This window comes from Streptomyces sp. NPDC060198 (assembly GCF_042728415.1).
Classification (GTDB): Bacteria; Actinomycetota; Actinomycetes; order Streptomycetales; family Streptomycetaceae; genus Streptomyces.
Genome location: NZ_JBHWZJ010000024.1, coordinates 19,539 through 40,758 on the forward strand (window position 1 = coordinate 19,539; position 21,220 = coordinate 40,758).

20 protein-coding genes, 1 tRNA gene and 1 pseudogene are annotated in these 21,220 nt (G+C 72.3%); 19 read left to right on the forward strand and 3 right to left on the reverse strand.

Annotation, left to right across the window (positions count from 1 at the left end; translation table 11 throughout):
* Window positions 1–39 precede the first annotated feature (39 nt).
* The 10 genes from ACFWEP_RS05835 to ACFWEP_RS05880 all read left to right on the forward strand — a co-directional run bounded on the left by ACFWEP_RS05835 (window position 40) and on the right by ACFWEP_RS05880 (window position 6,563).
* A complete protein-coding gene (locus tag ACFWEP_RS05835; RefSeq protein ID WP_387366129.1) occupies window positions 40–396 on the forward strand; it encodes a hypothetical protein in 357 nt (118 codons plus the stop codon).
* 2 nt (window positions 397–398) lie between these two features.
* Window positions 399–1,757: an FtsK/SpoIIIE domain-containing protein gene (locus tag ACFWEP_RS05840; protein ID WP_387366132.1), complete on the forward strand. Its 1,359-nt coding sequence runs from the start codon at window positions 399–401 to the stop codon at window positions 1,755–1,757.
* 110 nt (window positions 1,758–1,867) lie between these two features.
* Window positions 1,868–2,065, forward strand: a complete 198-nt coding sequence (locus ACFWEP_RS05845) for a hypothetical protein (protein ID WP_387366135.1) — start codon at window positions 1,868–1,870, stop codon at window positions 2,063–2,065.
* Window positions 2,065–2,733: a DUF2637 domain-containing protein gene (locus ACFWEP_RS05850; protein ID WP_387366138.1), complete on the forward strand. Its 669-nt coding sequence runs from the start codon at window positions 2,065–2,067 to the stop codon at window positions 2,731–2,733. Before ACFWEP_RS05845 ends, ACFWEP_RS05850 begins: the two co-directional genes overlap by 1 nt.
* Before the next feature lie 19 nt (window positions 2,734–2,752).
* Window positions 2,753–2,944, forward strand: coding sequence for a mobile element transfer protein (locus ACFWEP_RS05855; protein ID WP_387366141.1), 192 nt, complete (start codon window positions 2,753–2,755; stop codon window positions 2,942–2,944).
* 12 nt (window positions 2,945–2,956) lie between these two features.
* Complete coding sequence (locus ACFWEP_RS05860) at window positions 2,957–3,112, forward strand: hypothetical protein (protein WP_266704398.1); 156 nt, start codon at window positions 2,957–2,959, stop codon at window positions 3,110–3,112.
* 21 nt (window positions 3,113–3,133) lie between these two features.
* Complete coding sequence (locus ACFWEP_RS05865; protein WP_387366145.1) at window positions 3,134–3,454, forward strand: SpdD-like protein; 321 nt, start codon at window positions 3,134–3,136, stop codon at window positions 3,452–3,454.
* Window positions 3,455–3,565: 111 nt separating this feature from the next.
* Window positions 3,566–4,972, forward strand: coding sequence for a replication initiator protein RepSA (gene repSA / locus ACFWEP_RS05870; RefSeq protein ID WP_387366148.1), 1,407 nt, complete (start codon window positions 3,566–3,568; stop codon window positions 4,970–4,972).
* Window positions 4,969–5,169 (forward strand): helix-turn-helix domain-containing protein, encoded by a 201-nt coding sequence (locus tag ACFWEP_RS05875; protein WP_328721633.1) that lies wholly within the window; start codon window positions 4,969–4,971, stop codon window positions 5,167–5,169. Before repSA ends, ACFWEP_RS05875 begins: the two co-directional genes overlap by 4 nt.
* Window positions 5,169–6,563: a tyrosine-type recombinase/integrase gene (locus ACFWEP_RS05880; protein WP_387366152.1), complete on the forward strand. Its 1,395-nt coding sequence runs from the start codon at window positions 5,169–5,171 to the stop codon at window positions 6,561–6,563. The genes ACFWEP_RS05875 and ACFWEP_RS05880 overlap by 1 nt, the downstream gene beginning before the upstream one ends.
* Before the next feature lie 177 nt (window positions 6,564–6,740).
* Here ACFWEP_RS05880 and ACFWEP_RS05885 read toward each other — a convergent pair.
* Window positions 6,741–6,813 (reverse strand) — tRNA-Arg (locus ACFWEP_RS05885).
* Between the two features lie 317 nt (window positions 6,814–7,130).
* On the opposite strand from ACFWEP_RS05885, the gene ACFWEP_RS05890 reads away from it, so the two are divergent.
* The 7 genes and pseudogenes from ACFWEP_RS05890 to ACFWEP_RS05920 all read left to right on the forward strand — a co-directional run bounded on the left by ACFWEP_RS05890 (window position 7,131) and on the right by ACFWEP_RS05920 (window position 17,191).
* Window positions 7,131–8,777: an ATP-binding protein gene (locus ACFWEP_RS05890; RefSeq protein WP_387366180.1), complete on the forward strand. Its 1,647-nt coding sequence runs from the start codon at window positions 7,131–7,133 to the stop codon at window positions 8,775–8,777.
* Window positions 8,774–11,143: a GTPase gene (locus ACFWEP_RS05895; RefSeq protein ID WP_387366155.1), complete on the forward strand. Its 2,370-nt coding sequence runs from the start codon at window positions 8,774–8,776 to the stop codon at window positions 11,141–11,143. Before ACFWEP_RS05890 ends, ACFWEP_RS05895 begins: the two co-directional genes overlap by 4 nt.
* A gap of 376 nt (window positions 11,144–11,519) precedes the next feature.
* Window positions 11,520–11,885: pseudogene (locus ACFWEP_RS05900) on the forward strand (single-stranded DNA-binding protein); the annotation flags it as partial.
* A gap of 548 nt (window positions 11,886–12,433) precedes the next feature.
* Window positions 12,434–13,960 (forward strand): Cys-Gln thioester bond-forming surface protein, encoded by a 1,527-nt coding sequence (locus tag ACFWEP_RS05905; protein ID WP_387366158.1) that lies wholly within the window; start codon window positions 12,434–12,436, stop codon window positions 13,958–13,960.
* A gap of 434 nt (window positions 13,961–14,394) precedes the next feature.
* Window positions 14,395–16,059 carry an energy-dependent translational throttle protein EttA gene (gene ettA, locus ACFWEP_RS05910; RefSeq protein WP_387366161.1) on the forward strand — a complete coding sequence of 555 codons (1,665 nt, stop codon included), beginning with the start codon at window positions 14,395–14,397 and terminating at the stop codon, window positions 16,057–16,059.
* Between the two features lie 5 nt (window positions 16,060–16,064).
* Entirely contained in the window at window positions 16,065–16,487 is a 423-nt protein-coding gene (locus ACFWEP_RS05915) for a thioesterase family protein (protein ID WP_266704383.1), read from the forward strand.
* On the forward strand, window positions 16,484–17,191 hold the full coding sequence (locus ACFWEP_RS05920; RefSeq protein ID WP_387366165.1) for a hypothetical protein: 708 nt from the start codon (window positions 16,484–16,486) through the stop codon (window positions 17,189–17,191). Before ACFWEP_RS05915 ends, ACFWEP_RS05920 begins: the two co-directional genes overlap by 4 nt.
* A gap of 39 nt (window positions 17,192–17,230) precedes the next feature.
* Here ACFWEP_RS05920 and ACFWEP_RS05925 read toward each other — a convergent pair whose 3' ends face one another.
* Together ACFWEP_RS05925 and ACFWEP_RS05930 are read right to left on the reverse strand one after the other, a co-directional pair.
* Window positions 17,231–17,635, reverse strand: a complete 405-nt coding sequence (locus ACFWEP_RS05925) for a globin (RefSeq protein WP_387366168.1) — start codon at window positions 17,633–17,635, stop codon at window positions 17,231–17,233.
* Between the two features lie 114 nt (window positions 17,636–17,749).
* On the reverse strand, window positions 17,750–19,120 hold the full coding sequence (locus tag ACFWEP_RS05930) for an MFS transporter (protein ID WP_387366171.1): 1,371 nt from the start codon (window positions 19,118–19,120) through the stop codon (window positions 17,750–17,752).
* Between the two features lie 126 nt (window positions 19,121–19,246).
* Here ACFWEP_RS05930 and ACFWEP_RS05935 point away from each other — a divergent pair, with 126 nt between their 5' ends.
* Both ACFWEP_RS05935 and ACFWEP_RS05940 read left to right on the forward strand, forming a co-directional pair.
* Entirely contained in the window at window positions 19,247–20,158 is a 912-nt protein-coding gene (locus ACFWEP_RS05935; protein ID WP_387366174.1) for a LysR family transcriptional regulator, read from the forward strand.
* Window positions 20,159–20,224: 66 nt separating this feature from the next.
* A complete protein-coding gene (locus ACFWEP_RS05940) occupies window positions 20,225–21,214 on the forward strand; it encodes a methyltransferase domain-containing protein (RefSeq protein ID WP_387366177.1) in 990 nt (329 codons plus the stop codon).
* Window positions 21,215–21,220: the final 6 nt, after the last annotated feature.

Sequence of the window (21,220 nt, forward strand, 5' to 3'; positions counted from 1 at the left end):
GAGTGGCGGAGTCCAGCACATATAGAGGAGTGATCTGCTGTGCGTCAGATTCCCGTCGACACCTCCAGCGCGGTCGTGATGGTCGCCAAGTCCCCGCAGATCAAGCTGCGGGACCGCCGTACCGGCGAGATCGCCACCGACACCGAGACCGGCGCGAAGCTCATGACGGTCGACGTCATGTTCGCGGCCAACGACGAAGTCGAGATCCTGTCCGTCACCGTCCCGGAGACCGGGATCAGCGGCGAGCTGGTGATGGGCTCGCCGGTCGCGCTCACGGGGCTCATCGCCCGGCCCTGGGAGAACGACTTCAACGGCCAGAAGCGGCACGGCATCGCGTTCCGCGCCGTCGCGGTCACCTCGCTCGCCGCCGCCTCCGCAGGGTCCAAGGCGGCTTGACCATGACCACCTTCATGGTCGCCCTGGCGCTGGTCGTCGCCGTCGCGGGCCTGCTGCGGTGGCGGCGCCCCGCCTGGTACTGGCTGGCGTTCGGGGCGACCCTGGCCGCCCTGCGGGTCCTCGTCCGGTACGGCTCGGTCATGGACGCGTGCGGGCTCACCGTTCCGCCCGCACGGTGGCGGCTCGCCCTGGCGCGGGTCACCAACCGGGAGATGCCGGAGCCGCGTCCACCGCGCATCCTCCGACTGCGGCCGACCCGTACCGGCCTGGTCCTGCGGCTCAAGCTTCGCCCCGGACAGGACGCCTTCGACGTCTCCGCCGCCTCGGACCGGCTCCGCCACTCGTTCTCGATGTACGGCGTGAACTCGCGCGAGCTGCGGTCCGGCGTGGTCGAAGTGCGGATGACCGGCTACGACGTACTGAAGCGGGTGCAGATGCCGGCCAAGGTCGACACCCGGCCGATGCGTGTGCCGGTCGCCCTGCGGGAGGACGGAGCGGTGCACTACCGCGACTACCGGGCGATACCCCACGCCCTCACGCTCGGGGCCACGGAGTCCGGGAAGTCGGTCTACCAGCGCAACCTGGTCGCCGGCCTCGCCCCGATGGACGTCGCCCTCGTCGGCATCGACTGCAAGCGCGGGGTCGAACTGTTCCCGCTGGCCCGCCGCTTCTCCGCGCTGGCCGACAACCCGGACGCCGCCGCCGAACTCCTCGACGCCCTCGTCGAACGGATGGCGGACGTCTACCGACTCATCCGCGTCCAGCAGCGGATCACCGCAGACTTACCGGATGCGGAGATCGCAGCGGACATCTGGGACCTGCCCGACGACCTGCGCCCCACCCCGGTCGTGGTCCTGGTCGATGAAGTCGCCGAACTCGCCCTGTACGCGAGCAAGGAAGAAGAGAAGCGCCGGGACCGCATCATCACCGCCCTCGTCCGTCTCGCCCAGCTGGGCAGGGCCGCGGGCATCTACCTCGAAATCTGCGGGCAGCGGTTCGGCTCCGAACTCGGCAAGGGCATCACCATGCTCCGTGCCCAGCTCACCGGCCGTACCGCCCACCGCGTCAACGACGAGACCTCCGCCAACATGGCCTTCGGCGACATCTCCCCGGACGCCGTCCTGGCCGCCATCCAGATACCGGCCGACAAGCAGGGCATCGCCATAGCGGGCGACTCGTCCGGCGGATGGCATCGCATCCGCGCCCCGCACACCTCGCTGCGCCAAGCCGTGAACCTCTGCAACCGGTACGCCGACCGGACCCCGGACCTGCCTGAACTGGCAGCCTTCCGCCCCGTTCTCGCCGTCTCCGCTTCCGCTCCCGCGCCGTCGGCCGTCACTTCGCCGACGGCGACCGCCTGAGCCTTCCCGCCCCTCACCGCCTGATCCTTCCTCCCCACCCTTCCCGGTCGGCGCGACCGCCTTCGCGCCAGGTCCCTACCCCCGCCATGCCCCAGAGAGGGAGAACCACCATGTGCCCGGACTGCGAGGACTTCGTCCGCACCGTGCGCCTGCTCGGCCAAGCCGCCCTGTACGCCGAGACCCCCGGCGCCGACCTCGACTTCGCGGAGACCGTCAGCCAGTCCCTCGCCGTGTCGCTGCTCGTCGCGCCGATCGACTGGCTGCCGGAGGGCTACGACCCCGACAGCGGCCCGTGTGAGGGCTTCTGATGGGCGCCCGGCCCCGTCTCCGGATCGACGCGGTGTTGATCCAAGCCGTGATCGCCGGGGCCCTGTCCTTCGCCCACCTGCACGACCTGGCCGCCGCAGCCGGGCAGGACGGCTGGAAGGCGTGGGCCTACCCGGTCAGCGTCGACCTCCTCCTTGTCGCGGCCTGGCGCCGCCTCCGGGCCGAGGGACCGTCCCGACTGGCCTGGTGTTGGTTCCTGGTGGCGCTGGTCGCCTCGCTCGGCGCCAACATCGCCACCGCCGGATTCCTCGACCTGGCCGACCCGCCCGCCCCGCTCCGGCTCGGCATCGCCGGATGGCCCGCGCTGGCCTTCCTCGGCGGCACCCTCCTGGCTCACTCGGCTACGGACCGGGAGCCGATGATGCCGGCCACCGCCACGGACGCGGTGGCGGTCGAAGACACGGCCGACACCGACCCCGTGCCCCCGGCTGACGCCATCCCGCTGCCGGTACCGGACGACGAAGCGTCCGCGCCTCCCGTCCAGCCCTCCCCGGTCCCGCCCGTCCCCGCCGCGCTGGTCGATCACGCCCGCAAGGTCGCCGACGAGCACCGCGACCGCACCGGCTCTCCGATCGACACCGACACCCTGCGCTCCCGCCTCGGCGTCCCGCCCCACCTTGCCGCCGCCATCGCCGCCCACCTCGCCTGACCAGCAAGGAGAGACAGCCATGCCCGCACGCGACAACTTCCACTCCCTGATGCGGATCGGCCCCGTGCAGATCGGCACCCACCGCGACCGCAACGGCCGGACGGTGCACGCCACCGTCTGCACCGCCGACCGCTGCGGCTGGTCCGCCGACTACTCCAGCCGGACCGCCGCCCAGCTCGCCGCCCGCACCCACCGCTGCACCGCCCGCTAGGAGGCACCACCCATGGACGTCCCCCTCTGGTTCGCCCTCGTGGTCGTCGGCTACCTCGGCGTGAAGCTCGTCCGCCCGCCCTGGTGGCTGGTCTGCGTGTTCCTCCTCGGCGGCTACCTCCTCGCCGACAGCCTCTTCGCCTCCGTCATCGACCCCGCCGTCAAGTAACCCGCGAAAGGAGACCCGCTCATGTTCCAGCCCAAGGTCCCGACCATGCCCCAGCCCACCGGGTTGGTGACGCCGCCCGCCGTCATCCAGCCGACCGACGTCGTGCCGAGCACCCAGGCCCTGCCCACGGTGCCCACCGTTGCCCCGCAGCCGGCCCGCCCGGTCGTCCAGATCACCCCGGGCGCTGCGCTCGCCCTCGTCGGCGCCGGTACGGCCGTCGTCCTGGTCCTCGGGGCTGTACTCGTTTCCCTGCTGCTCGCCGTCGCCATCACGGGCGCCTCGGTCGCGGTCTGCGCCGTCGTGCTGCGCTCCCTGCTCGCGCCGGGCAGCAAGCGGCGCTGACCAGCCCACTCCTGCCACGTCTGACCGGCCCCGGGCGGCTCTGATACCGCCAAGCATCCGCCGCCCGGGAGCCGTACCCGTCCGATCTCGCAACCGGAAGGAACCTTCAGCATGCCCCACCGGGCCTCATCCACGGCGAAGAATGCGCCCACAACTGTCCGACCGTTCGACCCGATCGTTCTCGGCGACGTGCTCCGGGCGGCCTCGGCCGACGACTACACCCGCTGGGAGGAGCAGGTCCGCCGCACCGGCGGCTGCGCCGACCCGGTCCATCTGAACGGCTGGGTCCTCCACAAGGACAAGACCACCGGCGAGAGCCTGCACCACTACTCGACCGCGGGGGAACCGGGCGGACGCCTCCGCATCGCCTGCGGAAACCGCCGCGCGTCCCGCTGCCCCTCCTGCGCGTGGACCTACGCGGGCGACACCTACCACCTGATCCGCGCCGGACTGGCCGGGGACGACCGCCGAGACATCCCGGCGAGCGTCCGCGACCACCCGCGCGTCTTCGCTACCCTCACGGCTCCCTCGTTCGGCCCGGTCCACAACCGCCCCGGTCACGGCGCCTGCCGCTGCGGCGCCCACCATGCGCTCAACGCACCGGAGTTGGGAACGGCCCTCGCCCCCGACACCTACGACTACGCGGGCGCCGTGCTCTTCAACAACCTCGCCGGACAGCTCTGGCAGCGCTTCACCACCCGGCTCCGCCGCGAACTCGCCGCCCGCGCCGGCCTGCCGCGAAGCGAACTCGCCGCCCACGTCCGCCTCTCGTACGGCAAGGTCGCCGAGTTCCAGAAGCGCGGCGCCCTGCACTTCCATGCCGTCGTGCGCCTCGACGGGCCGACCGGTCCGGGGACGCCTCCGCCCGCGTGGGCCACGGTCGCGCTCCTGACCGAGGCGATACGTTCCGCAGCCGCGCATGCGTACACCTCGGTCTCGCTCCCCGCTTCCGGCGACCAGCCTGCCCGTACCTTCCGATGGGGCCGACAGCTCGACGTGCGCCCGGTGAAAGCCTTCGACGGCGGCTCTGATCTCAGCGAGCAGGCCGTCGCCTCCTACGTGGCGAAGTACGCCACCAAGGCCGCGGAGAACACCGGCACCCTGGACCGCCGCATCGGCGAGCTCTCCGAACTCGACCGCTACGGGGTCCCGGACCACGCCCGACGCCTCATCGTCGCCTGCCGCGATCTGGACCCGCTCTACCCGGACCGACGTATCTGGGCGTGGGCGCACATGCTCGGCTTCCGCGGGCACTTCTCGTCCAAGTCGCGTACGTACTCGACCACCCTCGGCGCCCTCCGTCAGGCTCGCGCCGACTACCGCGCCGCTCAGGAAGCACCCGTCCTCGACTTCGACGACCGGGAGCCGGACACCGTCCTCGTCCTGACCGACTGGCAGTACGCCGGCCACGGCCACACCCCGGGCGAGGCCGCACTCGCCGCCACCATCGCCCGGGACCTCCAGCTCAACCGGGAGACGGCCCGCGACGCGCTCCGGAGCGAAGGGAGCGGGTCATGACCACCGCCGTCCGGTCCCGCACCACGCTGCTCACCCTGGCCGAGGTCTGTGACGAACTGGCCGTCTCGCGCTCGACCTTCTACGACTGGCGTGCCAAGCACCGGGCGCCCCGCTGCATCAAGCTCCCGAACGGCGACCTGAGGATTCGACGGCTCGACCTCGACCACTGGCTTGACGACCGTGAGGACGCCGCCTGATGGAGACGACGTACGACGTCAAGGTCATCAAGATCATCTCCTATAAGGGCGCCCGGAAGACCACCTACACCGTGCGCTGGGAGGTGGCAGGGAAGCGCTGGCGCGAGACGTTCGACACCGTTGCCCTGGCCGAGGGCTTCCGTTCCGGACTCATCACGGCGACGGGCAAGGGCGAGGCGTTCGTCATCGCGACGGGCCTGCCCGTCTCTCACCGTTCGAAGTCCGCCGCTGTGAGCTGGTACGCCTTCGCTGTCGAGTACGTGGACGCGCGCTGGTCCCAACTCGGCGGCAACAGCCGGAAGAACCTCGCGAAGACGTTGACCGCGACCACCGTCGCGCTTCTCCGCACCCGGCCTGCCCAGTTCGAGCCGGTGGCGGTGCGTACCGCACTCCGTGAGTGGGCGTTCAACACGAACCGGCGGAGTACGGCCCCTGACGACGTGGAGACCATCCTCCGATGGGTGGAGCGGAACTCGCTGCCCGTCTCGACTTGGGAAGACCCCGGCAAGGTAGATGAGGTTCTACGAGCCGTCGACACGCGCCTTGACGGCAAGCAAGCCGCCGCCTGGTCCCGCAAGCGTCACCGCCGCATCCTCAACGTCGTCATGAAGTACGCGATCCGACGGCGCGTTCTGCGGGCCAACCCGCTCCCCAAAGGGAAGGACGCGACGGCTGTCGCCAAGACCACGAACGCCGTGGACAAGCGGTCGTTGATGAACCCCGATCAGGCGGCGGCGCTCCTAGACTGGATACGGCGGCGGCCTCGCGGTGGGAAGCGACTGCACGCGTTCTTCGCGACCTTGTACTACTGCGGTCTGCGCCCCGAAGAGGCTGCGGCCATGCGGGTCAAGGACGTGTCGCTGCCTACGCTCGGTGCCGCCGACCAGTGGTGTGAACTGCTGATCCACATGGCCACACCGGAAGTGGGCAAGCAGTGGACCGACACCGGCAAGATCCACGAGGAACGCGACCTCAAAGGCCGGGCCGAGGGCGAGACGCGCACGGTTCCGGGGCACCCCGCCCTGACGCGAGTCCTCCGTCAGCACATCGAGGACGAAGACCTCCAGCCCGGTGATCTGCTCTTCCAGGGTGAGACGGGCGGCGTCCTCGCGGGCTCGGTGATCCGGCGGGCTTGGCGGAGTGCGCGCGAGGCGGTGTTGGCTCCGCACGTCATCGAATCGCCCACCGGGCGGCGGGTGTACGACAACCGGCACACGCGCCTGACGAAGTGGCTGAATGACGGCGTTCCGCCGGCCCAGGTCGCGGACTGGGCGGGCAACAGTGTTCCGGTGCTTCTGGCCACCTACGCGCGGTGCGTGGAAGGGCAACTTCCCGATCTCAAGAGGCGGCTCGAAGCGGCGGGGGACCTCCCGGAGCCGCCGGACGCTGGTTGACCGTTCGCCGAAAACTTCGACTCGTATTCGACTCAGCCACCCGCAAAAACCCGGTGACAGCCGTACAGCCCCGGTGTCCGACCTTGATCGCAGAGGGGGATGCCGGGGCTTCGCCGCCCCCACCGAAACCCGCCCTGACCAGCGAAAAGCCCTCCCGATGGGGAGGGCTCTCGGCAGTGCCCCCGGCAGGACTCGAACCTGCGGCCAAGCGCTTAGAAGGCGCCTGCTCTATCCACTGAGCTACGGGGGCCGGGTGTGGGCCGTGGCGGACGGGGGTCCTGTGGTGAGGGAGTCCCTGGCCGTGCCCGGACAAGGATAGGGCTCTTGTCGCGGTGTCCCGGTTGCTTCGCCTGCGTGGCACCTTGTGGAGGTTCGGTGAAGCGAACCGATAATCGCAGCTGGGTGCGGATCGCGCACCGGTTTTCGGGCCGGATCGCGCGGGTGTTGTGCACTCGTTATGCCCGCGCTGTGCGGGTCGCCGCTGCTCTCGGAGTGGATCCGCCGCGCACGGGTACCCATACGCTTCAAAAAGCCACCTAAAGCGGGCATTCTTCGCATGTGGTGACCTTGGATGTACGGCCTCAGCTCATCGACGCACTCTCCGTCCTGCGCGACCGTGTCGCTGCCGTGCGTCTGCCACTACCGCTGCCCGGGTCGGAGCGGGCACGTCAGACCAGGGCCGAACTCCTCGCGCAGCTCGACGACTACCTGCTGCCCCGGCTCAGGGCTCCCGAGGCGCCGCTGCTCGCGGTGATCGGCGGGTCCACCGGGGCGGGGAAGTCCACGTTGGTCAACTCGCTCGTCGGGTGCCGGGTCAGCGAGGCGGGGGTGCTGCGGCCGACGACCCGGACGCCGGTGCTGGTCTGTCACCCGGACGACCACCACTGGTTCGCGGACGTACGGGTGTTGCCGGAGCTGGTCCGGGTCTGGCTGCCGCCGGGGCGGGGGGCCGGGGCGGACGGGATCGAGGAGGCGGGTGCCGGACGGGCTCGCGGGGCGGCACAGGAACTGCGGATCGAGACGGCGATGAGTCTGCCGCGCGGGCTCGCGCTGCTGGACGCCCCCGACATCGACTCCCTCGTCGAACGCAACCGGGTCCTCGCCGCCGAACTCATCTGCGCGGCCGACGTGTGGGTGATGGTGACCACGGCATCCCGGTATGCCGACGCGGTGCCCTGGCACATGCTGCGTACGGCGAAGGAGTACGACGCTTCGCTGGTCAGCGTCCTCGACCGGGTGCCGCATCAGGTGGTCGGGGAGGTGTCCCGCCAGTACGCGGCGCTGATGACCCGGGCCGGGCTCGGGGACGTACCCCGCTTCACCATCCCCGAGCTGCCCGAGTCGGCGGGCGGCGCCAGTGGGCTGCTGCCCACCACGGCCGTAGCTCCGCTGCGCGCCTGGCTCACCCACCGGGCCCAGGACCCCGCCGCCCGCCAGCAGGCCGTGGGGCGTACGGCGTCCGGGGTCATCGACTCGCTGAACGTGCGGATGCCCGCCCTGGCCGGGGCCGTCGCCCAGCAGTACGCGGCGGCCGTCAGGCTGACCGGAGCGGTCGAGGACGCGTACGAGAAGGAGGCCGAGCGCATCCGCCGCCGGCTTGGAAACGGGGCCGTACTTGCGGGCGACGCCCGGACGCGCTGGCGTGGGTACCCGCTGGACAGCTCGGCCTGCGAGGTGCTGGAAGCGCTGGTGGAGAGCCTGGTCGCGTTGATCCAGTGCGCCGTCGCCGCCGCCGACGAGAAGATCCGTACGACCTGGCGGCGTGATCCGGCGGCGGCGGCGTTCCGCTTCGAGAGCTCCGGCAAGGAGAGCGGCGGCTGGGGCCCGGCGGAGGACGTCGAAGGGCGGATCGCGGTGGCGGTACGCCGGTGGCGGCGTGTCGTCGAAGAGCTGGCCGAGGAAGAGGTGGGCCGGCTCGACCGCAGTGTCGCGCCGGATTCGGAGACCGTCGCCGCGCTGCTCGCCGCCGCCCTGCTCGGCGGTCGCCGCGCCCGTAGCGCCGGGGAGCAGCTCGCCGAACGCATCGGCGCCCAGGGCGCCCTGCGGTTGCGGGACAAGGGCGGGTCTCTCCTCACCAGTTATCTGGAACAGGTGCTGCGGGTGGAGCGGGAACGGCGGCTCGCCCCGCTCGACGCGCTCGACATCGCCCCCGAACCGCAAGCAGAGCTGATCGCCGCACTGTCCGTGCTGCAGAGGGAGAGGAGGCAGCGATGACTGCCGTCGTGGATCAGGACCGTGAACAGGGCGATCAGGGCCCGGAGGAAGGTGATCGGGCCCGGGAACAGGGCGATCGGGGCCGGGGACGAGGCGATCAGGACCGGGAGCATGGGGTCCGGCGGCGGGTCGAGGCGGACGCGAGCGGTGGGGGGACCGAGGTGAGGGTGCCGGAGGAGCCCGATGGCGGCTCGGAGGCCTCCAGCCCGATGGCCCGCCCCGGCGGTGCCTCGACAGCCGGTGACCCGAAGGTCCCGGGCGCCGGACGCACGGCCCGGAACGCGGACGCGCCCGGGTCGGCGGAGGCGCCCGGAGAGCGGGGCGGCGTGCCGGGACCGACGGGTGAGCGGGGCGGGCCGGACGAGCCCGCCGTACTCCGATCCGCCGGCGAGCCGGACCCGCAGGACACCGCCGTCACCCCCTCGGGCCTGCCCTCCCACTGGGACGACGGGCTGATCGCACGGCGGGCCGCGGCCTCCCGGACCAAGGGCCACGACCCTGGGCGGGCGGTGCCGGAGGACGAACCCGGACCCGAGGTGGAGGCGTACGTACCGTCCGGCGGTACGCTCCGGCCGCGACTCGAAGCGCTGCGCGAGCTGGTCGGTCTCTCCCGCGCACGGCTCGACCAGGGGGCGCTCGCCGAGGCCGGCCGGGTACTCGAGGAGTCCGCCGCGCGGCAGCGGCTCTCCTCCCGGCACACCGTGGTCGCGCTCGCCGGAGCGACGGGGAGCGGGAAGTCCTCCCTGTTCAACGCCCTCGCCGGAGCCCAGATCTCCGACACCGGTGTACGGCGGCCGACCACCTCCTCCCCGATCGCGTGCAGTTGGACGGACGGGGCGGCCGGCCTCCTCGACCGCCTGGCGATCCCGGGCCGGCTCCGACGCAGGCCGCAGCCGGGGACGGCGGGGGCCGACCCGGCGCTCCAGGGACTCGTCCTGGTGGACCTCCCCGACCACGACTCGGCGGCTGCCGGGCACCGGGAGCAGGTGGACCGGGTCCTCGCGCTGGTGGACGCGGTGGTCTGGGTCGTGGACCCGGAGAAGTACGGCGACGCGGCCCTGCACGAGCGCTATCTGCGCCCGCTGGCCGGACACGCGGAAGTCAGCTTCGTCGTGCTCAACCAGATCGACCGGCTGCCCGGCGAGGCCGCCGACCTGGTCCTCGACGATCTGCGCAGGCTGCTCGACGAGGACGGCATGGCGGTGGGTGAGCACGGCGACCCCGGCGCCACCGTGCTCGCCCTGTCCGCTCTCACCGGCGATGGAGTGGGCGAACTGCGTGAGCTGCTGGGCAAGTTCGTGCAGGAACGTGCGGCCGCACAGCGCCGGCTCTCCGCCGACGTGGACGCCGCCGCCGCGCGGCTGCGCCCGGTGTACGTCGCGCAGGGGCGGCCCGGGTTGGGCGAGCGGGCGCGGGAGGAGTTCACCGACCGGCTCGCCGACGCGGTCGGAGCTTCGGCGGCCGGGCAGGCGGCCGAGCGGGAGTGGCGCCGTAACGCGGGCCGGGCTTGTGGCACTCCATGGCTGCGGCTCTGGCGCTGGTACGAGTCGACGCGCAGGCTCGGAGGCCTGGAACGGATGGGCCAGGTCCTCGCACCGCCGCGCGAGGAGGAGCAGGCGACCGCGCGGCAGCGGGTCGAGCAGGCGGTGCGGATCGTGGCGGACGACGCCGCCGCGGGGCTCCCGGACCCGTGGGCGCAGGCCGTGCGCGAAGCCGCGTACAACGGGTCGAAGGGGCTGTCCGAGGCACTGGACGAACTGGCGGAGAAGGCGGGTTCGGCCGCTCCCGCCCGTGGCCGGAAGGCCGGCGGCGACACGGGAAGCGATGCGGAGAGCGGTACGGGACACGGCGCGGGAGTCCCCGGAAAGGGAAGGTGGCGTGGCGCCGGCCGGGGCCGCGGCCCCGGCAGGTTCGGACGGAGCCGTTCCCGGGGGGCCGGTACGGAGACCGGAGCCGGCGGCGCCCAGGGTACGCCCGTACTCGCGGGCCGCCCCGCCAGGCCTGCGCGCCCCAGGTGGTGGCCGGCGGCGGTGGTGGTCCAGGCGTCCATGACCCTGCTGCAGATCTTCGGCGGGCTGTGGCTGGTCGGCCAGATCGCCGGCGTTCTGGAACCAGGACTGATCGTTCCCGCGCTCGTGATGCTCGCGGGAGTCGTCGGCGGACCGCTGGTGGAGTGGGCGTGCGCTGCCGCCGCGCGGGGACCGGCGCGACGGTACGGGCAGGAGATCGAGAGGCGGTTGCGGGACGCGGCGGCCGGATGCGGTCGCGCCAGGGTCCTCGATCCGGTCGCCGCCGAACTCGCCCGCTACCGCGAAGTGCGCGAGCGGTACGGGGCGGTGACGGAGTTTTCCACAACCGGCGGGTAGTCCACAGGCCCCGGCAGGATCGCCTCACCTCGTCCAGCATGGAGTCCTGGTCGGACAGGGACCAGCACCGGTCCGCAATCGGTCCGGTGACGGGAGGCGGCAGGACGGGGTGCGGGAGAGCCTCGCGAGCCCACCGGCGCGCGGGGCTCTCCCGCGTTCCGGGCCCGCTCGCGCGAGGACGGTCCCGCGCGCGGCGGTGCCGACCGGTCCGGCAGGGCTGCTCGGACGGCAGGGCTGCTCGGACGGGCAGTGCTGCCGGACAGGCCGCCCGGACGGAGGGGGCCGCTCGTGCACGGAGGGCTGCTCGCGCGCGGGCGACTGTCCGGTACGCGGGCGGCTGTCCGTACACACAGGAAGCGAACACGGGGGACAGGACATGAACGAGACCTTGGTGACGTTGGTCGGCAACGCCGCTACGGGGGTGGACTTCCGGGAGACGGCCTCGGGCGGGATGGCCCGGTTCCGCCTCGCCGTGACGCCGCGCCGCTGGGACCGGGAGAAACAGCTCTGGGCCGACGGGCACACGAGCTTCTACACGGTGTGGGCGTGGCGGAGCCTCGCGTCGAACGTGGCGGCCTCGGTCTCCGTGGGCGAACCCCTGCTGGTGCACGGCCGGCTGAAGGTACGGGAGGAGGAACGCGACGGCGCGCGAAAGACGTTCGTGGACGTCGAGGCGGTCGCGGTGGGCCACGACCTGAGCCGCGGCTCCGCGGCCTTCCGGCGGTCGGTACGACGTGAGCCGCCGTTCGGCACGGAGATGGACGCAGGGACGGGCGCAGGGACGGGTGCGGGCAAGGGCTCCGGGGCGGGCCCGGGAGGCCCGGGAGACCGGGCAGGAGGAAGGGCGGCGGGACCAGGAGGAGGGGACGAGGACGGTCCGGTTTTCGCGAGCGAATCCGCAGGTGACGGCCCGTCCTGGGAGAGGCAGCCCGCCGGCGGGCCACCAGCCCGTACGAGGGCGACCGGACCGCCGTGTGCGGGAGACGGGTCAGGGGCCCGGACGGTCCGTCAGAAAGGGCCTGTAGGCGTCATGTCGACATCTTGACAACCTTGACACGCGCTCGGTGAGCACCTGGTGACGGGGTGCTGATGGTTTTCGCCGTGCTCCTCGGGGCGGGAGTGGCGGTGATAACGATTGCGATTCGGAATGGTTGTGCGAGAGCAAGACAGGGGAGCGGTTTGCACCCCCCTCCATAGGATTCCCCCGTACTCATGGGCACTTGAGTCTGTCGGCGGGGCACTCCCCACACGCGCACCGAGCGCGAGGGTCCCGCCCCGGAGGGGAATTCTGTGACTTCTGCTTTTTCTGAGATTTCAGCGCTTGAAGATTCCGGCATAGCGAACGGCCCGGCCCTCGGCGCCGGTTCGGGCACGCGCCGACCGCTGCGGGGGCGGGGCAACGGGCTCACCCGCCTGGCCTCCGCCGCACTGGTCACCGGCCTCGTCGCGGCGGGCGCCCTCGTCGGCGCGGGCGCGGCGGCGGCCGAGGACACCGCACCCCAGCACCCGGGCGGCGCGGTAGCCGTCCTGGACGGGCTGAAGACGTACGACGGCGCCAAGATCAAGACGGACAAGGGGACCCAGTCGGTGTCCGCCGGTCTCTTCGAGATGACCGTCGACGGTGGCGGCAAGCTCAAGACGTACTGCATCGACATCCACAACCCCACCCAGAGCAGCGCGGAGTACAAGGAGACTCCCTGGGCGGAGTCCTCGCTCGGCAAGAACGCCGACGCCGGCCGTATCCGCTGGATCCTTGAGCACTCCTACCCGCAGGTCGACGACCTCGCCTCGCTCGCGAAGGCGTCCGGCGCCAAGTCCCTCACCGCGGGCACCGCTGCCGCGGGCACCCAGGTCGCCATCTGGCGCTTCTCGGACAAGGCCGACGTCACCGCGGTCAACGAGGACGCCGAGAAGCTCGCCGACTACCTCGAAGACAAGGCCCAGGACTCGACCGAGCCCCAGGCCTCGCTGACCCTGAGCCCGGCGGCCGTCTCCGGCCAGGCCGGCGGCCTGCTCGGCCCGGTCACCGTGCACACCGACGCGGCCGAGGCCACGGTGGCCCCGCCGGCCGACGCAGTCGCCAGCGGCGTCAAGATCACCGACAAGGACGGCAACCCCGTCTCGAAGGCGACCGATGGCACCGAGCTCTACTTCGACGTGCCGAAGGGCGCCACGGACGGCACCGCCTCGCTCACCGTGCAGGCGACCACCTCGGTTCCGGTCGGCCGCGTCTTCACCGGTGTGACGACCACCAGTCAGACTCAGATCCTGGCCGGCTCCAGCGAGTCGGTCGTCTCCGCGCAGGCAGCCGCCACCTGGGCCGCCAAGGGCCCGGTTCCCGCGGTGACCGCGCAGAAGAACTGCGCCGACAACCGCATCGACTTCACCGTGACCAACAACGGTGACCAGCCGTTCAGGTTCACGTTCGCGGTGGCCGGTGACGTTTACACCGTTGAGCCCGGCGGTTCGAAGACCGCGTCGGTCGGCGTCGGGGAGGACAAGTCGTACGACATCACGGTCGTCGGCGTCGACAACGACTTCTCGCAGAACTTCAAGGGCGTCCTCGACTGCGTCACCGCGGCCACCCCGGCTCCGGGCGGCGACGAGGGCACCGACACGCAGACCGGCGCCTCGCCGAGCCCGGCCACGACCGTCGCCGCCGGCGACGTGACCGGCGGTGGTGAGGGCGACCTCGCCGCCACCGGTGGTTCCAGCGCCACCCCGGTCATCGCCGGTGTCGCCGTCGCGCTCGTCGTCCTCGGTGGTGGAGCGGTGTTCTTCCTCCGCCGAAAGAAGTCGGCCGCGGCCGGCCAGTGACGGCCGGGCGCGCACGGTCACCGCGCGCGCCGCACCGTGGCTGAGCAGCTGAGCAGCTGAGCAGCTGGGCTGAGTAGTCGAGCCGAACAGCAGGACCGTACGGCCGAAGGCCCCGGCACCCAGGATTCCAGGGGGTGCCGGGGCCTTCGTGTGTACGCGGGCGAATCCGCGCGGGACCGGGTACGGGCCCGTGGTCACGGCCCGGGGCCCCCGGTGCGGCGCCGCGCCGGGGTCGTCCCCTGGACCCCAACGGGGTCGGCCCCGAGACGCCCCGCGTCGGGAGCTCGCGTCCGTCGGTGGCCTCGTCCGGGGATGTCGCCTTTGCGGCCGCCCAGGTCAGCGGCCCCGCGCGGGACGGGTTTCCCCCGTGGGCTTGTCGTCAGGCAAGATGGGGTGTATCTGCTCCCACCCCTATTGCTGCCGGACGGTTTCTCTTGGCTGAGTACATCTACACCATGCGCAAGACGCGCAAGGCGCACGGCGACAAGGTGATTCTGGATGACGTCACCTTGAACTTCCTGCCCGGCGCGAAGATCGGTGTCGTCGGCCCCAACGGCGCCGGTAAGTCCACGGTGCTCAAGATCATGGCCGGCCTGGAGCAGCCGTCCAACGGTGATGCCTTCCTCTCGCCCGGCTTCAGCGTCGGCATCCTCATGCAGGAGCCGAAGCTCGACGAGGAGAAGACCGTCCTGCAGAACGTGCAGGACGGCGCCGCCGAGATCATGGGCAAGCTGAAGCGCTTCAACGAGGTCGCCGAGCTCATGGCGACCGACTACTCCGACGCGCTGCTGGACGAGATGGGCAAGCTCCAGGAGGACCTGGACCACGCCAACGCGTGGGACCTGGACGCCCAGCTGGAGCAGGCCATGGACGCCCTGGGCTGCCCGCCCGGCGACTGGGCCGTCACCAACCTCTCCGGTGGCGAGAAGCGCCGCGTGGCGCTCTGCAAGCTGCTCATCGAGGCCCCGGACCTCCTGCTGCTCGACGAGCCCACCAACCACCTCGACGCCGAGTCGGTGAACTGGCTGGAGCAGCACCTCTCGAAGTACGCGGGTGCGGTCGTCGCCGTCACCCACGACCGGTACTTCCTCAACAACGTCGCCGAGTGGATCCTCGAACTGGACCGCGGCCGCGCGCTCCCGTACGAGGGCAACTACTCCACGTACCTCGACAAGAAGGCCACTCGCCTCAAGGTCGAGGGCCGCAAGGACGAGAAGCGCGCCAAGCGGCTCAAGGAAGAGCTGGAGTGGGTCCGGTCCAACGCCAAGGGCCGTCAGACCAAGTCCAAGGCCCGCCTCGCCCGTTACGAGGAGATGGCGGCCGAAGCCGACAAGATGCGGAAGCTGGACTTCGAGGAGATCCAGATCCCGCCGGGCCCGCGCCTCGGGTCCATCGTCGTCGAGGTCGAGCACCTCTCGAAGGCCTTCGGCGACAAGGTCCTGATCGACGACCTGTCGTTCACGCTGCCGCGCAACGGCATCGTGGGCATCATCGGTCCGAACGGCGCGGGCAAGACCACGCTGTTCAAGATGCTCCAGGGCCTGGAGACGCCGGACTCCGGCACGGTCAAGATCGGCGAGACGGTCAAGATCTCGTACGTCGACCAGTCCCGCGCCAACATCGACCCGAAGAAGACCCTCTGGGCCGTCGTCTCGGACGAGCTGGACTACATCAACGTCGGCCAGGTCGAGATGCCCTCGCGGGCGTACGTCTCCGCGTTCGGCTTCAAGGGCCCGGACCAGCAGAAGCCGGCCGGTGTCCTCTCCGGTGGTGAGCGCAACCGCCTGAACCTCGCGCTGACGCTCAAGGAGGGCGGCAACCTGCTGCTCCTCGACGAGCCCACCAACGACCTGGACGTCGAGACCCTGTCGTCGCTGGAGAACGCCCTGCTGGAGTTCCCCGGTGCCGCTGTGGTCATCTCCCACGACCGCTGGTTCCTGGACCGCGTCGCCACGCACATCCTGGCGTACGAGGGCGACTCCAAGTGGTACTGGTTCGAGGGCAACTTCGAGTCGTACGAGAAGAACAAGGTCGAGCGCCTCGGCGCGGACGCGGCCCGCCCGCACCGCGCCACGTACAAGAAGCTCACCCGGGGCTGATCACCGTGGCCCGTCACCTCTACCCCTGCCCGCTCCGCTGGTCGGACATGGACGCCTTCGGCCACGTCAACAACGTGGTCTTCCTCCGCTACCTGGAGGAGGCGCGCATCGACTTCATGTTCCGGCTCGCGCCGGGGGACGGTTCGCCGTCCTTCGCGGGCGGTTCCGTCGTGGCCCGTCACGAGATCGACTACCTCCGGCCGCTGGTCCACCGCCACGCGCCGGTCACCGTCGAGTCCTGGGTCACGAAGATCGGCGCGGCGTCACTGACGATCGCGTACGAGATCAAGGACGCGGACCTGGTGTACGTGCGGGCCTCCACGGTCGTCGTGCCCTACAACCTGGTGGAAGGGCGGCCCCGGCGGATCTCCGCCGAGGAGAAGCTCTTCCTCCAGGAGTACATGGAGCAGGAGCCCGCCGCGGCATGACGATGCCCGCGCACTCCGTGCTCTTCGCCGATCCGAGGGAGGCGGCCGATCTCGCCGCCTTCCTCGGTCGGCTGCTCCACTACGACCGCGCCGCCGCCGTCCGCCTCCAGGCGACCGGCGGGGCGCTGGCCGTGTTCGGACGCCCGCCGTCCTTCGACGTGCTCGCGATCCGTACGGCACGCCTGGCCGGTGCCGGTACCGGGAGCCCTGAGACCTTCGACGTCACGGTGTCGGCGGGGGAGTTCCTGGAGACGCTCGACCCTGAAAGCCCCACGGGGGCGGCAGGAGTCCTGCCCGGCCCCGTGACCGGACCGCCGTGGACCGGCATGCTGCCGCCGCGCGGCCCCTGGCGCGAACTCCCCGGGCTGCCGGGGCCGCAGGAGCTGCGCACCGCGCTGAACACGGCGGTCGGCGAGTTCCGCACGCGCGACGAGGCGCTGCCCGAGGACCGTCGCACCCGGGCCGAACGCGATCTGATCGGCCGCGAGATCTGGTCCCGGCCGGTCGGCGGGACCCCGCTCCCGCTGCGCGCCGTGCACGCCGCCCAGTCGCTCGGCTTCCTCCGCCCCCAGCCGGACCTGCCGGTCGGCCTGCTGGCCGCGGGGTCCTGGCTGCGCCTGCGGAGCCCGTACGGCTCCGTCGCCCTGCGTACGGAGGGCAGCGGCAGCCTCGGGGCGCTCCAGCTGTCCGTCGGCCGGCGCTGAAGGCGCCGAACCATGCGCGGGCCGCCGGACGCCGGTTGTTCAGTCGGCGGTGTTCACCATCGATGCCGCCGCGTAGGTGAGGTAGGACCACAGCTTCTGCTCGTGCTCGGGCGAGAGCCCCTGCTCGTCCAGGGCGACCCGCATGTGTCCGAGCCAGGCGTCGTGCGCCGCCCGGTCCACCCGGAAGGGCTGGTGCCGCATCCGCAGCCGGGGATGGCCACGGTGGTCGCTGTACGTCCGGGGGCCGCCCCAGTACTGCATCAGGAAGAGCGCGAACCGCTCCTCGGCCGGGCCCAGGTCCTCCTCCGGGTACATCGGCCGCAGCAGCGGGTCCTCGGCCACTCCTTCGTAGAAGCGGTGCACCAGGCGCCGGAAAGTCGCCTCGCCGCCGACCTGCTCGTAGAAGGTCTGCTCCTGAAGCGTGTCGTGCGGGTTCTCTGTCACCCGTCCATGGTCGCAGACGTACCGGCCGAGGTCGGGGGTCCTAGGACCCTCCCGGCCCCGGCCGTTCCCGCGGTCCACGGCGCGGTACGTACCCCGCCACCGGCCCCGGCTCCGTCACCGCTGCCTCGCGGCGGGGCGCGCCGCGGCGAAGACGAGCCCGGCGAGTGCGCAGACTCCGGCCGACATCAGCAGGGACCACCCGGGGTGCGAGGACGCCGTGGCTCCCATGACGGCGACGCCGAGGGTGGCACCGACCTGGCGCACCGCGTTGAGCAGGCCACCGGCGGCACCCGCGCCGCCCACCGGGGCGGCGTCGACGACGGCCGCGACGACGGCCGGCAGCACGAGGGAGATGCCGAAGCCGGTGAGCAGCAGGCCCGGGGCGAGCCAGAAGGAGTCCCCGTCGGCGAGCACGGTGCCGGCGAGCGCGGCGCCACCGGCGGTCAGCAGGGACAGGCCGGTCAGGACGGGGAGCCGGGGGCCCCTGGCCGCCACGATCCGGCCGGTCAGCGGCGGGTTCGCGGCGAAGGGGACGGTCAGCGGAAGGAACGCGAGCCCGGTTTCCAGCGGGCTCAGGTGGCGCTGCTCCTGGAGGAGCAGCGGCAGTACGAAGAGCGCGCCGGCCAGCGCGAACCCGGTGGCTGCCGCCGCCAGGAGGACGGCCCGGACCCGGGCGGACCGGATCAGCACGGGGTCGAGCACCGGTGACGGGCTACGGCGTTCGCGTCCGACGAAGGCCAGCGTCGCGACGACGCATCCCACCGAGGACACCGCCGCGTGGCCCCAGGAGCGGGCCCCGGCGGCGATCAGCGCGTCCGTGAGCAATGCCAGCGCCGCACCGGCCGCCACCTGGGCCGGCCAGTCGATGGCGCGGGCACCGCGCGGACAGCGCCACGCACGGCTCCGGGTGAGGGCCAGGACCACCGCCCCGACGGGCACGTTGACCAGGAACACCGCGCGCCATCCGGCCGCCCCGACGAGGGCGCCCCCGGCGATCGGGCCGGCCGCGACGGCGGCACCGCTGACCGCGGCCCACACCGAGACCGCGCGTGCCCGCGCGGCGGGCTCCGGGTACAGCCGGCCGATCATCGCGATGGAGGCGGGTACGCACGCCGCGGCGGCGGCGCCGGAGAGCGCCCGGAGCACCAGCAGGGTGGTCAGGCCGGGGGCGACGGAGCTGAGCAGCGACGCGAGGACGAACACCACGACGCCGCCCCGGAAGAGCCGCTCGGCACCGTACTTGTCGGCCGCCGCCCCCGCCGGGAGCAGCAGCGCCGCGAAGGCCACGGTGTAACCGGTGACCGCCCATTGGAGTCCGGCCGTCGACGTGGCCAGGGAGGAGGCGAGATCGGGTTCGGCGACCGACAGCACCGTGGTGTCGAGGAGCACCATGAAATAGCCCAGCGAGATGCCGGTGAGCGCGAGGGCACGCCATCTCCTCGGCAGGGAACGGCCGTGTGAATCGGGCAGGTTGACGACAGCCATGAGGGGACGGCCTCCAGGGGGTCGGGGCGGACGGCTCACTCTGGCCGTTCCGGCGCGGGCGCTCCACCGGCTGCCCCGCACACCGCGTTCGGAATTTCCGAACGCTCCGCCGGGTTCTCCTCCGACATGGAGTTACGTCAACTCAGGTCCTTCGCCGCCGTCGTCGAGCACCGGACGGTGACCGGCGCGGCGGGTGCGCTCGGGCTGGCCCCCTCGTCGGTCTCGCAACAGATCCGCACCCTCGAAACGGCCCTCGGGGTCACCCTGTTCGTCCGGGGTCCCGGAGGGATGGAGCTGACTCCCGCGGGGCAGCGGATGCGAGGCTGGGCGCGTTCCCTGCTCGACACCGCCGAACAGGCCGTCCACGACGTCAGGACCGGGCGCCGGAACCTGAGGCTCGGCGCGCTGGAGACCCTGGCCGGCTCGCACGTCCCGCTGATCCTCACCCGGCTGGCCGAGCGGCGGCCCGGCCTCGACGTCGACGTGCGCTCCGACCGCACCCGCGAAGGGCTGTTCGCCGACGTGGTGGCGGGGCGCCTCGACGCGGCCCTGCTCCTGGACTCGGGCGAGGAGATCGGCGCACTGGGTTTCCCCCCGCCCGCCGAACCCCTGGCCTTCGTCGATCTCGACCCGGTCCCGCTCGTCCTGGTCGCGGCGCCCGGGCACCCGCTGGCCGGGCGGACGGCGCTGACCCCGGCGGACCTCGACGGCGTACGGCTGCTGGTCAACGTGCCCGAGTGCTCCTTCTGGATGGCCGGGGAGCGTGCTCTCGGCGCCGGGCCCGAGCGGATCCGGGCAGGCGGGGTCCCGGTGATGCGCGCCTGGGCCGAACACGGCCTGGGGATCTCGCTGCTGCCCCGCTTCGCGGTCGCGGACAGCCTCCGGACCGGCGCCCTGGTCCGCCTCGGCCTGCCCCTCCCCGACCTCTGTCTGCGTCTCGTCTGGCGAGAGGACCGCGAGTCGGCCCTGTCGGGCTTGCGGGAGACCCTCTACGCCGCCGCGGGCCCGTACCCGGAGGGGTGGGCCGGGCACCCGTGACCGCCCCGCACCCGTGACGGGCGCGCGCCGGTCGCCCACCGGGCACCGCGGCAGGAGAGTGGAGGCATGGGTGCCCGAGCGCGCGAGACGCGTGATCCGTTCGAAGCCGAGGGGGCCGCGGCCCGGCAGGCCATGGTGCGGCTCATCGTGGCCGGCGGCGGGCTGCGCGACCTCGGCTGGCGCGCGGCCTTCGAGGACGTGCCGCGCCACCTGTTCGTGCCGTACTACTACGAGGGCGGTCTCCTCGGCGCCGTGCGTCTCTGGCGCGAGGACGCCGACCCCGTACGCCGCGAGCAGTGGCTGCGCGGGGCGTACGCGGACGGGCCGCTGGCCACCCGGATGAAGGACGGCGAGCTCGTCTCCTCCAGCAGCCAGCCCTCCCTGATGGCGCTCATGCTCGACGAACTGGACGTGCGCGACGGGCAGAGCGTGCTGGAGATCGGCGCGGGCACCGGCTACAACGCGGCCCTGCTCGCCCACCGGCTCGGTGACCGGGCGGTCACCACCGTCGATCTCGACCCGGAGATCACCGAGTCCGCCCGCCGCCACCTCGCCGCCGCCGGATACAGCCCCACCGTCGTCACCGGCGACGGGGCGCGCGGCTGCCCCGGGCGGAGCCCGTACGACCGGATCATCGCGACCTGCACCCTGCCGCTGATCCCCGAGGACTGGCTCGCCCAGTGCGCTCCGGACGCGCGCGTCCTGGCCCCGTTCGCCACCGGGCTGATCTCGCTCCGGGTACGGGATTCGGCGGGCGGACGCCGGGCGGAGGGGCACTTCCTGCACACCCCGGCGTTCTTCGTACCGCTGCGCGGGACTCCGGAGCGGACCGGTGGTCCGGCCCGGCGGATGACCGGGAACGACCTCTTCTCGTTCCTGCTCACGCTGGCGGGCGGCTCGCTCGGGGCGGACGAGGCGATGAACCTCTGGGAGGGGGAGGGCCGCCCCGGGCGGGAACGCTTCGGCCTCACCGTCGACCGGGGCCGCCAGTGGGCCTGGCTGGACGACCCGGAGGGCCCGTACGTATGGCCCCTCACCGGCCACCAGGGGCGGTGAGGGGCC

Coding starts and splice junctions, on each gene's coding strand:
- ACFWEP_RS05875 (WP_328721633.1), top strand. CDS start 4,969: ATGACCACCGCCGTCCGGTCCCGCACCACGCTGCTCACCCTGGCCGAG.
- ACFWEP_RS05860 (WP_266704398.1), top strand. CDS start 2,957: ATGGACGTCCCCCTCTGGTTCGCCCTCGTGGTCGTCGGCTACCTCGGC.
- ACFWEP_RS05845 (WP_387366135.1), top strand. CDS start 1,868: ATGTGCCCGGACTGCGAGGACTTCGTCCGCACCGTGCGCCTGCTCGGC.
- ACFWEP_RS05895 (WP_387366155.1), top strand. CDS start 8,774: ATGACTGCCGTCGTGGATCAGGACCGTGAACAGGGCGATCAGGGCCCG.
- ACFWEP_RS05850 (WP_387366138.1), top strand. CDS start 2,065: ATGGGCGCCCGGCCCCGTCTCCGGATCGACGCGGTGTTGATCCAAGCC.
- ACFWEP_RS05855 (WP_387366141.1), top strand. CDS start 2,753: ATGCCCGCACGCGACAACTTCCACTCCCTGATGCGGATCGGCCCCGTG.
- ACFWEP_RS05840 (WP_387366132.1), top strand. CDS start 399: ATGACCACCTTCATGGTCGCCCTGGCGCTGGTCGTCGCCGTCGCGGGC.
- repSA (WP_387366148.1), top strand. CDS start 3,566: ATGCCCCACCGGGCCTCATCCACGGCGAAGAATGCGCCCACAACTGTC.
- ACFWEP_RS05880 (WP_387366152.1), top strand. CDS start 5,169: ATGGAGACGACGTACGACGTCAAGGTCATCAAGATCATCTCCTATAAG.
- ACFWEP_RS05920 (WP_387366165.1), top strand. CDS start 16,484: ATGACGATGCCCGCGCACTCCGTGCTCTTCGCCGATCCGAGGGAGGCG.
- ACFWEP_RS05930 (WP_387366171.1), bottom strand. CDS start 19,120: ATGGCTGTCGTCAACCTGCCCGATTCACACGGCCGTTCCCTGCCGAGG.
- ACFWEP_RS05940 (WP_387366177.1), top strand. CDS start 20,225: ATGGGTGCCCGAGCGCGCGAGACGCGTGATCCGTTCGAAGCCGAGGGG.
- ACFWEP_RS05935 (WP_387366174.1), top strand. CDS start 19,247: ATGGAGTTACGTCAACTCAGGTCCTTCGCCGCCGTCGTCGAGCACCGG.
- ACFWEP_RS05865 (WP_387366145.1), top strand. CDS start 3,134: ATGTTCCAGCCCAAGGTCCCGACCATGCCCCAGCCCACCGGGTTGGTG.